The organism is Brevundimonas sp., assembly GCF_046295595.1.
Classification (GTDB): domain Bacteria; phylum Pseudomonadota; class Alphaproteobacteria; order Caulobacterales; family Caulobacteraceae; genus Brevundimonas.
Genome location: NZ_JBKBMX010000014.1, coordinates 35,620 through 46,950, shown reverse-complemented (window position 1 = coordinate 46,950; position 11,331 = coordinate 35,620). Strand labels below are relative to the sequence as shown.

Here is an 11,331-nt window from a genome sequence, read left to right as displayed (position 1 = left end):
ACTCAGCTCTTGATGCGGTCGAGGACGAGGCGATAGCCCTGATGGGGCATCTCCTTGAGGAATCGGGCGACCCGCACGACCGTGGTCGGGCTGGCCTGGGCCTCGGCGGCGATTTCGCGATAGGACTTGCCCCCGGCGTCGAGCAGGCGGGCCACCTCCCAGCGCTCGGCGAAGGCGCGGATCTCCGCCGGCGTGCACAGGTCGGCGAGGAAGGCGTCGACCTCCTGGCGCGTCTTGAGCGACAGCAGGGCGTCGTAGAGGGCGACGCGGCTGCGCACCGCGGCGGCGGCGTTGTGTGGAAGGGTCTCGGTCATGGCGCGTTCCACTATGCTGTAACGGTGGAACGGTCAAGGGGGTTGGACCCAACCCATCCCTAGCCCCTAGCCCCTGGCCCCCAGCCCCTCTATCTCACCATCCATGACCAAGGTTCTGATCATCGGCGCGGGGCATGCGGGCGGTACGGCGGCGGCCCTGCTCAGGCAGTACGGGCATGAGGGGCCGATCGTGCTGGCCGGGGAGGAGGCGGCGCCGCCGTACCAGCGGCCGCCGTTGTCCAAGGCGTGGCTGAAGGGCGAGGCCGATCTCGAGGCGCTGCTGCTGCGGCCGGAGGAATTCTACGCCGAGCACGGGATTGAACTGCGGCTGGGCGTGACGGCCGTCTCGATCGATGCGGCCGGCAGGACGGTGACGTTCGCCGACGGGACGGTCGAACCGTACGACGCCCTGATCCTGGCGACCGGATCGACGGCGCGGAAGCTGTCCATTCCGGGGGCGGACCGGCAGGACCTCTTGGAGCTGCGGACGCTGGCGGATGCGGAGCGGCTGAAGGCGGCGCTGGGGCCCGGCAAGCGGCTGGCCGTGGTCGGCGGCGGCTATGTCGGACTGGAGGCGGCGGCCTCGGCGCGGGCGCTGGGCGCGGAGGCGGTGGTCATCGAACGGATGGACCGGGTGCTGGCGCGGGTGGCGTCGCAGACCCTGTCGGACTTCTTCACCGGCTATCATCGCGCACATGGCGTCGAGGTGCTGACCTCGGCCGAGGTGACGGGGTTCGAGGCGGACGGCGTGCGGCTCGCGGACGGCCGGCTGGTCGGGGCCGATGCGATTCTGGTGGGCGTCGGCGCGGCGGCCTGCGACCAGCTGGCGGCGACGGCCGGGCTGGCCTGTCAGAACGGCATCGTCGTCGATGAGGCGGCGCGTACTTCGGATCCGGCGATCTGGGCCATCGGCGATGTGAGCTGGCGGCCGATCCCGGCGCATGGCGGGCGGATGCAGCGGCTGGAGAGCGTGCCCAACGCGCTGGAACAGGCGAAACAGACGGCGGCGGCCATCACCGGCCGGCCGGCGCCGACGCCCGAAGTGCCATGGTTCTGGTCCGACCAGTATGACGTCAAGCTGCAGATCGCCGGCCTGCCCGAGGGGGCGGATCGTCAGGTGCTGCGCGGCGACCCGGCGACGGCGGCCTTCGCGGTGTTCCACCTGGACGGCGACCGGATCGTCTGCGCCGAGGCGGTCAACGCCCCGGCCGAGTTCATGGCCGGGCGGCAGATGATCGGCCGGGCGACGCCGGTCGATCCGGTGCGGCTGGCGGATTCAGGGGTGTCGATGAAGGCGGTGGCGGCGGGGTGAACCGGTGTCAGGCGGCGACGGTGGCGGCCTTGCGCGCCGGGCCGTCCAGTCGCTCGAGCAGGGCGGCGAAGGAAACCGGCCGCCCGATCAGATAGCCCTGGGCCATGTCGCAGCCCATGCCGCGTAGCAGGGCCAGGGCGGTCGGGGTCTCGACCCCCTCGGCGGTGACCTTCATGCCGAGGCCATGGGCGAGGTCGATGGTCGACTTGACCAGCAGGCCGTCGCGGGCCGAGTCGTCAAGGCCGAGGATAAAGCTCTTGTCGATCTTGAGCTCGTCGGCGCGGATCTGTTTCAGATAGGTCAGGGACGACAGGCCCGAGCCGTAGTCGTCCAGCGACACGGAGATGCCGGCGTCGGCGAAGCGGTCGAGGATGTGCAGGGCCATCTCCGGGTTGCCGACCACGGCGGTCTCGGTGATCTCGAAGCACAGCCGCGCCCCGGATTGATCGACGGCGGCGAGGGCGAAGTCGGCGAAACTCTCGTCGGACAGCAGGCGGCCGGAGATGTTGACCGACATCATCAGGTCGTGGCCGGCGCGGCGAAGATGGGCCTGGTCGCGGATGGCCTGATGGATGACCCATTCGGTCAGCGGGCGGATGTGGCCGGTTTCCTCGGCCATGGCCACGAACAGTTCGGGCGAGACGAAGCCGCGTCGCGGATGGGTCCAGCGGGCCAGCGCCTCGACGGCCGTGACCCCCTCGGCGCGGAAATCGTATTTCGGCTGGTAGTTCAGCGAGAACTCGCCGTTGTCGAGCGCGGCCATCAGTTCGCTGATCAGCGACAGATTGCCGGCGGGGTCGCCGTAGCGCACGGCGTCGAACAGGCCGGCGCGGCGATGGGCGGCGCGGGCCTGGTCGACGGCGATGGCGGCGCGGTCGAGGGCGGAGCCAACGCTGCGGCTGGCCGCGCCGGTGCGGGCGACGCCGGCCGTCAGGGCGATGTCGACCGGGGCGCCGTTCAGGATCACCGGGGCCTGGGCGGCCTCGCAGATACGGGCGGCCATGCGGACGGCGTCTTCGTCATCGTCGGCGCGGAGGACCAGGCCGAGGACGCCGGCGCCGACCCGGGCGACGGCGGCGCGACCGGTCAGGCCGGAAAGCCGGTGGCCGAGCGTGGTCAGCAGGCTGGCCATGGAGTCGTAGCCGATGGCGTTGCGCAGCACCTCGAACCGGTCGACGCCAAACAGAATGACGTAGGCCGGCGGCCCGGCGGCGGCGAGCCTCTCCAGCGACAGGCGGTTGACCAGTCCGGTTTCCTGGTCGTGCAGGGCCATATGGGCGAGGCGCGCATCATGGTCGTGCGGAGCCGCCCGGCGAGAGGCTGGAGAGAGCAGCGCGGACAGGAACGCGAACGGGCGCATCCCTCGCGTGTAACCCAGTCTCATGAAGCGGGGGTAAACTGTTCGGCGAGCAAGGAATTCGCCTGCGGGCGCACAAAGGGCAGACCAGGCGCGGCTAGTAGACGTCCCGGCGGTAGCGACCGGCTTCGGCAAGGGCGAGCAGTCGGTCCGGGCCAAGAGCGGTCTCAAGCGCCGCGTGGACGCCGGTCGACATGCCGTCGAGGCTGCCGCAGACCAGAATGACGGCGCCGCGATCGATCCAGGCGGCCAGTTCGTCCGTGTTCAGGGTGATAAGATCCTGAACGTAGCGTCCATCGCCGGGATCGCGTGAAAAGGCGCGGTCGAGGCGGGTCAGTACACCAGAAGCGAGGGCGCTGTGGAGCTCCGTGTCGAGGAAGGCGTCGTGGGCCGAGGTGCGTTCGCCGAACAGGAGCCAGACGCCGCCGTGGGCGCCGGTGGCGCGGGCGCGCCAGTGAGCACGCAGGCCGGCCAGGCCCGTGCCGTTGCCAATGAGGACCAGCGGAACCTCCGCGGCCGGTCCATGGAAGCCGCTGTTGGTGCGAATCCGCATGTCGATCGGGTCGCCGACGGGGAGGTCGCCGGTCAGCCAGCCGGAGGCGAGCCCCGGGGAGCCGTCGGGGCGCAGCGACCGGCGGACGATGAACTCGACCCGGCCGTCGGACGGCAAGGAGGCGACGGAGTATTCGCGGCTGGCGGGGGCGACTCCGTCGACGGCGGGCAGGCCGATCTCGGCGATATCGCCGGCGACCCAGTGCGCGGCGTGGTCGACCGGTTCGAAGGCCAGACGCCAGGCCTCGCCGCCCGGGCTGCCGGGGTTCAGATGGGTGCGGGCGACGAGACGCCAGCGGTCATAGGCGGGCGGGGTCCAGTCGGCCTCGACCGGGCGGCCAATGACGGCGCCGAGCTGGTGTTGCCAGTGGCGGATGGCGCCAGCGTCGCCATTGTCCACCTCGACCCGGTCGAAGAGGGGGATGGCCCCGGAGCGCTGCAGCCACAGGTCCAGCGCCCGGCCAAAGCCGCAGAAGTCGGCGTAGGTGCGGTCGCCGAGCGCCAGCAGGCCGTAGGACAGGCCGGCGAGGTCGGCGGGGCCGGCCATATGTTGGCGGGCGAACCACGACATGGCGTCCGGGCCGTCGCCCTCGCCGGTGGTGGAGGCGATGATCAGGACCCGGCCTTCAGCCCTCAGCGCGTCAGGGCCGAGGTCGCCGAGCAGGACGACGCGCGAGGGCACGCCGGCCCCGGACAGGGTCGAGGCGGTCATCCAGGCCAGTTCCTCGGCCTGGCCGGTCTGGCTGGCGAAGGCGATCAGCAGGGCGTCGGCGCCCTCGGCGGGGGCAAGGGCCGAGGCGCGGCCAGCGGCGGCGCGGCGGGCCCGGGCGCGGCTCCAGGCGACGGCGCCGACAAGGGCCAGCCACAGCGCGACCGCCGCGGCGGCCCAGAGCCAGCGCAGCGGATCTGCGGTCACGCGCCCTCGTTCAGCATGGCGGTGAAGGCGGGGGTGACGATCTCGGTCAGGCCGGTCTCGCCGCGCACCACGAAGGCGGCGGCGATGCCCACCGCCTCGGCGAAGGCGGGACCTTCTTCGGGGCCCATGACGGTCAGGGCCGTGGACATGGCGTCGGCGTACATGGCGGTCTCGGCGAGCACGGTCACCGAGGCGACGCCGTTGGCGACCGGACGGCCGGTGCGGCCGTCGATGGTGTGGCTGTAGGTCTGGCCATAGACCTCGTAGCGGCGGATCCAGTCGCCGGAGGTGGCGACCGCGAGATCGAACAGGGCGGCGACGGTGTGGGGAGCGGGGGCGCCCGGACCTTGCTGCAGTTCAACCCACCACGGATGGCGGTCGGGCTTGACCCCGGCGCCGCGCAGTTCGCCGCCGATCTCGACGAGATGGTGCGTCGCGCCAAGGGCGGTGAGCCGCTCGGATACGCGGTCGACGGCGTGACCCTTGGCGATGGCGGACAGGTCCAGCTTGACGCCGCCCAGCTGCTGGACGGCGCGGGCGTCGCGGTTGAGCCGCAGCCGGCCCCAGCCGCTGAGCGCGCGGGCGGCGGCGATCTCGTCCTCGAACGGGACGGTGAAGCCCTGGCCGAAGGCGTCGAGCGGACGCGGCCCGGGCGGGCCGAATCCCCACAGATCGACCAGGGCCCCGAGGGTCGGGTCGACCGCGCCGTTGGTTTCGTCGGCCAGGTCGAGGGCGGCGTTCAGCAGGGCCCAGAACGGCTCGGATACGGCCCAGAAGCCGGGCGGGGCGGCGTTCAGGCGTGACAGTTCCGAGCGCGGCTCCCAGTGGCTGAACAGCAGCACGACCTCGGCCAGCACCTCTTCGATCGCCGCCTGCAGGTCGTCAGGCTCGACTCCGGGCGGCGGCGTCAGGCGGACCGCCCAGGTGGTGCCCATGGTCTCGCCGGCGAAATCCCGGATGAGATTGGACGGAGCGGGCGCGGGCCGTTTGCCGTGGGTCGGGATCAGCACCCGGTTGTCCACGCGCGGGGCCCCGTCGCCGATCAGGATCGGCGGCGGGGCGGCGCGGCCGGAACGAGGATCGGTCAGGGCAGCACTTCCATGACGCCGTTGTACTGGGCCGAGGCGGCGGGGCGGCCGTCGGCGGCGGGGGTGCGCACCGAGGCGTTGACCCAGTACATGCCCGGCTCGGGCCAGGTCACGGTGAAGGCGCCGTCAGCGCCGGTGCGGACCGTCATCTCCTCCGGATTGTCGCGGTAGCGGGTGCCGCCGCGGGCGATCGTGACCTCCATGTCGGCGGCCGGCTGGCCGTCGCGGAGCAGTTTGAAGGTGGCGGCCTCGCCGGCGACAAGGTCGTTGGGGTGGCTGACCGGCGCCAGCTCGATGCCCTTGCCGGTGGGCTGAAGGGCGTCGGTGGTCGGGGCGCCGAGGGTGACGAAGGTCTCGACGCGGCTGTCGGAGCGGGTGACGGTCACCTCGGTGGCGCCGGCCGGGATATTGGCCGCCATGTCCGCCTCGGCCCCGCGCCAGCGCCGGGTCGCGCCGTCGACCTTGTAGCTGACAACCACGCCGCCCATGACGTTGGCGACCCGGTAGGTGCCGGGCTGGGTCAGGTGCAGGTCGAAGGTCGAGCGGTAGCGCGCCCGCATCATGTTCTCGGGCCGGGCGGTCGATCCGTCCGGCGCGGTGATGACGAGGCTGTCCAGGTTCATGGCGGCGTGGTCGGCGATGAAGACGCCGTTCGACATGGCGGCGTCGAAGCCGACCCAGGCGTCCGTGCCCGACAGGACGGTCGAGGTCGGCGCCAGCCAGGCGCGGTGGGCCTGGGCCGACAACGGCAGGGCGAGGGTCGCGAGGGCGGCGAGAATGGCGAGCGGCTTCTTCATGGCGGTCTTCCTTTAGCGGGTGACGGTGACGCTGACGGCGCCGAGTTCGGTCGCGCCGGCGGCGCGGGCGGTGTTGGGCGCGCCCCAGCGGAACGGTACGCGGACGGCCTCGCGGCCGCCCAGTTCACGGGCCGCCTCGACGACCAAGACGTAGTCGCCGGCGGCGAGGGTCCGCAGGCGGGCGGCGGGGACGGCGACCGTATGCCGGCCCGGGGCCTTGGTGGCGCTGGAGACGCCGTCGGCCGGCAGGGTCAGGGCGCGACCGCCGCGGCGCCACCAGGTGCGCATGTCCTTGAGCCAGTCCTTGCCCTCGGCGACGTTGGAGACCTCGTACCAGACGGCGAGGGTGCGCACGGCGGTGTTGTCCGGCCGCTCGATCCAGACCGCGACATAGGGGCGGTGGTAGGCGGCCACCGACAGGCGCGGAATCTCGATGGAGACGTTCAGGTCGGCGGCGAGGACGGGCGAGGCGACGGCGCCGGTCGCGGCGGCGGCGGCGGAAACGGCGAGGGTGAGCTTACGCATAGGACACTCGTTCGGTCGGAAGGGGGCGGATCAGTGGATGAACAGCAGGGCGATGACGGCGGGAATCAGCAGGCCGAGCCCGAGCAGGGGCCAAGTCGAGGGGCGCTGGCGCGCATGCATCAGCGCCAGGGCGAAGCCGGTGACGGCGAACACGACGCAGGCGACGGCGAAGACGTCGATGAACCAGTACCAGACCGGGCCGGTGTTGCGGCCCTTGTGCAGGTCGTTGAGCCAGGCGACCCAGCCGCGCGTGGTGCGCTCGCGCAGGGCCTCGCCGGTGGCCCGGTCGATGGTCAGCCAGCCGTCGCCGCCGGGCTCGGCGAGGGCGACATAGATTTCGTCAGCGGTGGTTTCGGTGGGCCGGCCGGCGATGCTGACCTTGAAGGCGTCCGAGGCCCAGCGGGCGACGGCGTCGGGGACCGGATCGGTGGTCTCTTCCGGGAAGGCGGCCAGCCGCTCGGTCAAGGGGGCGGGCAGGGTTGCGGTCTGTTCGACGGTCACCGGCTCGGCGGGAATCTGGGCGGCGTGGTTGAGGGTGATGCCGGTGACGGCGAACAGCAGCAGGCCGATCAGGCTGAGGGCGGCGGAAATCCAATGCCACTGGTGCAACTGCTTGAGCCAGAACGAACGTCTGGCGTTGAGGGCCTTCGGGGGCCTGGCGGGGGTCGCGGCGTCGGTCACGCATGGCTTGTGCCGAAGTTGCGAACGGTTTGCAATAGGGGCTTGCGCGAACTCAGCGGGACAGTCTGACCCCGACGCTCAGCGTTCGCGGCGGGCCGAAGCCGGCGACGCCGGTTCCGGTCTCTGCGACCTCGACCTCGGCGTCGAACAGATTGTCGGCGGCGACCCAGACAGTGGTCGAGGGCGTCAGGGCCCAGTCGGCGCGCAGGTCGACCGTGGCGGCGGCGTCGAGCACCCGGCTGTTCAGGTCGTCATCGAAACGACGGCTCTCCCAGCGCAGGTCGGCCGCGAGGGCCAGGCGGTCAGCGGGCCGCCAGTCCAGACCGGCGGTCGCGCTCCAGACCGGCGCCTGGGCGGGCCGCAGGCCGGTGAGCTGCGGGGCCATGGCGCCGCCGTCGACGCGGGCGTCGGTGGCCGACAGGGCGGCGCGCAGGGACAGGGCCGGGGTGAGCTCGAACCGGCCTTCCAGCTCGAGCCCTGTGGCCTCGATGGTCCCGGCGTTCTGGCGCTGGCGCAGCACGCCGCCGGCGGGCACGAAGCCGGCGCGCGGGAAGGTCCCCGGGCCCTCGCCGAGGGTGACGTTGACGATGGCGTCCTCGATCTGCGTCCAGAAGGCTGTGGCGGTCAGGGAGGCGCGTTGGCCGGTCCAGGCCCACCCGGCCTCGACGCCGGCCAGCTTTTCGGGCTCGAGTGCGGCATTGGCCTCGGTGATGTCGTTGCCGACGCGGAACGGGCGGTGCAGTTCGTTGAGTGTGGCGGGGCGGAAACCGCTGTAGGCGGCGATGCGCACGGCCTGGCCTCCTCCGATCGCGCGCCGGACCGCAAAGCGGGCGCTGACCACTTCGCCGGAGCGGTCGGGGTCGGCTTCGTCCAGGGTCGGCAGGCCCGTGGCGAGGTCGCGTTCGAGACGGCGCCCCTCGCTGTTCGACCAAGCGTCGTAACGCAGTCCGCCGGCGGCGAGCCACGGGCCGGAGCTCCACGAGGCTTCGCCATAGAGGCCGGCGACCGCGTTCTCGCCGCCGGCGACGCGGCTGCGGGTAAAGCCGTCGCCGAGATTGCGGAAGCGTTCGCGGGTCTCGCCCTCATTGAAGCGGGCGTCGGCGCCGAGTTCCCATTCGACCCGGGCGATGCCGCTGACGATGATCCGGCGCAGGGCGGCGTTGACGCCCCAGCCGACGGCGGGCGTCTCGTCCTGCGACGCCGCGAGACTGGCCGACGACCGGTCGTCGGCGAGGGCGACGAAGGTGTTGAACATGTCGCTCTCACGCCGCCACGCCTGAAGCCGCCAACCGGCGCGGTCTGCGCGGGGCTGAAGCGCGGCGGTGGCGGAAAGCAAGTTTCCGCTGGCGGCGGCGCGGCTATTCTCGACGCCGGAGCCGCGCTCCTCCTCGAAGGCGGCAGCGCGCAGGGACAGGGCGGCCTCGCCGATCGGGAGGTCGGCGCGCAGGGCGGCGGCGCGGACGTCGAGGTCCAGCGGTTGGTCAGCGGCGCCGGCGGCGGGGCCGCGCACGGGGACATAGCCGTCGCTGGTCTCATACAGGCCGGAGGCGACGAGGCGGGCCGGGCCGAGATCCGTGGCGCCCGAGGCCCCGAGCCGGGCGCCGCCGCGCTCGCTGATCGAGGCGTCGAGGACGGTCCCGGCGTCGCGCTCGCGCAGCTGGATGACGCCGGTCAGGGCGCCCGCGCCATAGGGACCGGCGCCGGAGCCGCGCACGAGGTCGAGGCCGGAAAGGCTCTCGGTCGGGACCTGGGACCAGATGACCCAGCCCCCGAACGGATCGTTCAGAGGCACGCCGTCGAGGGTGACGAGGGTGCGGCCGGCGCCCGAGGGAGCGATGGCGCGCAGGCTGATGCCCTGGGTCGTGGGATTGGCCGCCTGGCTGGAGGTGCGGCGGAACAGGGACACGGCCGGGACCGTCGCCAGCGCCTCGTCCAGCCGCTGCTGATCGCGCAGGTCGCGGTCATCGAGTCGGGTCACGGAAAAGGCGGCCTCGCCGGCGGCGGGCGGCAGGCGGGCGCCGGTGACGACGACATCGGGCAGCGGGGGAGGAGGAATCTGCAGCATGAGGCGTTAGAATACCCGCGAGCGGCGGCGGTTGCGTGCTCAGGCGGCGGCGGACAACCGGTCGCGGGTCATGACCCGGCGGATGGCGTCCAGCAGTCGATCGGGCTGGATCGGCTTCTGCGCCACCCCGTCCATGCCCGCGGCGAGATAGTCGACCTCGTCGCGCGGGTCGGCGTTGGCGGTCAGCGCCAGGATGGGGAGGCTGGCGACGGGGCCGGGCAGGGCGCGGATGGCGCGGGATGCGACGATGCCGTCCATGACCGGCATCTTGATGTCCATCAGCACCAGATCGTAGCGGGTCAGCTGGACCTGCTCGACCGCCTCGGCGCCGTTTTCGGCGACATCGCTGGTGCAGCCGAACAGCTCCAGCACCCGCGCGGCGACGAAGCGGTTGGTGGCGTTGTCGTCGACGACGAGCACATGGAGGGTGTCGTGCGGCGTCGGCTCGGCCATCTTCGCCGCCTGCTCGCGCATCTCGGAGCCGGCGCATTCCAGACCGAGGTCGAGACGGAAGCGGGCGCCGCCCCGGGGCGAGCGTTCGACGGAGAGGCGGCCGTCCATACGGTCGACGATCTGGCGGCAGATGGCGAGGCCGAGGCCGGCGCCGGCGCCCTCGCGGCCAGCGCGGCCGGTGTTGAACGGCTCGAAAATGGTGGCGGCGACCTCGTCCGGGACGCCGGGACCGCTGTCGTCGACGGTGGCGGCGACGCTGACCCGGCCGTCGCGTCCGTCGCTCGCGATATGGACGGCGACACCGCCGGCCAGGGTGAATTTCAGGGCGTTGCCGATGAGGTTGTTGAACAGCTGTTTGAGCCGCATCTCGTCGGCGAGTACCCAGTCATGGCCAGCCGTGTCGCAGGTCACGTCGAGGGTCAGACCCCGCTCCTGGGCGCGCGGGCTCCACAGGGCCCCAAGGTCCGCGGCGAGGCCTTCGAGGCGCACCGGGGCGGTCTCGAAATTCATCAGGCCGGACTCGGCCCGGCTCATGTCGAGGGCGTCGGTGAGGAGGCGCAGCAGGCTCTCGCCGGAATCGAGAATGGTGCGGACATAGGGCTTCATGGCGTCCTGCGTCAGCTCGCGCTCCATCAGGGCGGCGACGCCGAGCACGCCGTTCAGCGGGGTGCGGATCTCGTGGCTCATGACGGCGAGGAATTCGGACTTGGCCCGGCTGGAGGCGCGGGCCTCGGCCTCGGCGCGGGCCAGGTCGCGGGCGAGGGCGCTCATCGCCTCGGCGCGGCGCTGGTGGATAGCGCTGCCGGCGCGGAGCAGGTGCACCCCCGCGCCGACCCCGACGTAGCGGCCGCCATCGGCGACGATGAAGCCGTTCAGCAGCGCGCCGAGGTTGGAGCCGTCGACCGACTGGAACAGGCTCTCCGCGTCCGCTTCCGCCTCGAGAATGCGCGGGCTCGCGTTCATGAAGGTCGCCGCGGGTCGTCGGGCGTAGAGGGCACGGCCGAACTCGGCGGCCATCTTGAGAGTGAAGGCGTTGCGCTCGATCAGGCCCACGGGCCGACCCTCGTTGTCGACGACGGCGATGACCAGGGTGTCGGGCTCGTCCTGGAACCGGTCGAACACCTCGGCCCCGGGCGTATTCGGCCCGATCGGCGCCGCCGCGCTCGCGAAATCCCCGATCCTCGCCATGCCCGCCCTCTGTGTCACTGCGGGAGGCGATAGCGGGCCGGACTTAACGTGAGCTTTGCCGTTCGTGAATGTTTTGCGAGATT

The 11,331-nt window shown here is 72.2% G+C and carries 10 protein-coding genes; 1 reads left to right on the top strand and 9 read right to left on the bottom strand.

What is annotated here, in order from left to right; genetic code table 11:
* Window positions 1-2: 2 nt before the first annotated feature.
* Window positions 3-314: a YerC/YecD family TrpR-related protein gene (locus ACK4JY_RS10470; protein ID WP_409605401.1), complete on the bottom strand. Its 312-nt coding sequence runs from the start codon at window positions 312-314 to the stop codon at window positions 3-5.
* 103 nt (window positions 315-417) lie between these two features.
* On the opposite strand from ACK4JY_RS10470, the gene ACK4JY_RS10465 reads away from it, so the two are divergent.
* Complete coding sequence (locus tag ACK4JY_RS10465) at window positions 418-1,626, top strand: NAD(P)/FAD-dependent oxidoreductase (protein ID WP_409605399.1); 1,209 nt, start codon at window positions 418-420, stop codon at window positions 1,624-1,626.
* A 7-nt stretch (window positions 1,627-1,633) separates the two neighbouring features.
* Here the strand turns inward: ACK4JY_RS10465 and ACK4JY_RS10460 are convergent, their stop codons facing one another.
* The 8 genes from ACK4JY_RS10460 to ACK4JY_RS10425 form a co-directional block, all read right to left on the bottom strand.
* Window positions 1,634-2,986, bottom strand: a complete 1,353-nt coding sequence (locus ACK4JY_RS10460; protein WP_409605397.1) for a putative bifunctional diguanylate cyclase/phosphodiesterase — start codon at window positions 2,984-2,986, stop codon at window positions 1,634-1,636.
* A 94-nt stretch (window positions 2,987-3,080) separates the two neighbouring features.
* Window positions 3,081-4,451 carry a sulfite reductase subunit alpha gene (locus tag ACK4JY_RS10455; protein ID WP_409605395.1) on the bottom strand — a complete coding sequence of 457 codons (1,371 nt, stop codon included), beginning with the start codon at window positions 4,449-4,451 and terminating at the stop codon, window positions 3,081-3,083.
* Window positions 4,448-5,473 carry an FAD:protein FMN transferase gene (locus ACK4JY_RS10450; RefSeq protein ID WP_409605393.1) on the bottom strand — a complete coding sequence of 342 codons (1,026 nt, stop codon included), beginning with the start codon at window positions 5,471-5,473 and terminating at the stop codon, window positions 4,448-4,450. Before ACK4JY_RS10450 ends, ACK4JY_RS10455 begins: the two co-directional genes overlap by 4 nt.
* Before the next feature lie 62 nt (window positions 5,474-5,535).
* Window positions 5,536-6,336, bottom strand: coding sequence for a DUF4198 domain-containing protein (locus ACK4JY_RS10445; protein ID WP_409605391.1), 801 nt, complete (start codon window positions 6,334-6,336; stop codon window positions 5,536-5,538).
* Between the two features lie 12 nt (window positions 6,337-6,348).
* Window positions 6,349-6,861, bottom strand: a complete 513-nt coding sequence (locus ACK4JY_RS10440) for a DUF2271 domain-containing protein (protein ID WP_409605389.1) — start codon at window positions 6,859-6,861, stop codon at window positions 6,349-6,351.
* Between the two features lie 30 nt (window positions 6,862-6,891).
* A complete protein-coding gene (locus ACK4JY_RS10435; RefSeq protein ID WP_409605387.1) occupies window positions 6,892-7,542 on the bottom strand; it encodes a PepSY-associated TM helix domain-containing protein in 651 nt (216 codons plus the stop codon).
* Window positions 7,543-7,594: 52 nt separating this feature from the next.
* Window positions 7,595-9,607: a TonB-dependent receptor gene (locus ACK4JY_RS10430; protein WP_409605385.1), complete on the bottom strand. Its 2,013-nt coding sequence runs from the start codon at window positions 9,605-9,607 to the stop codon at window positions 7,595-7,597.
* A gap of 39 nt (window positions 9,608-9,646) precedes the next feature.
* Window positions 9,647-11,248: an ATP-binding protein gene (locus ACK4JY_RS10425; protein WP_409605383.1), complete on the bottom strand. Its 1,602-nt coding sequence runs from the start codon at window positions 11,246-11,248 to the stop codon at window positions 9,647-9,649.
* Between the last annotated feature and the right edge of the window lie 83 nt (window positions 11,249-11,331).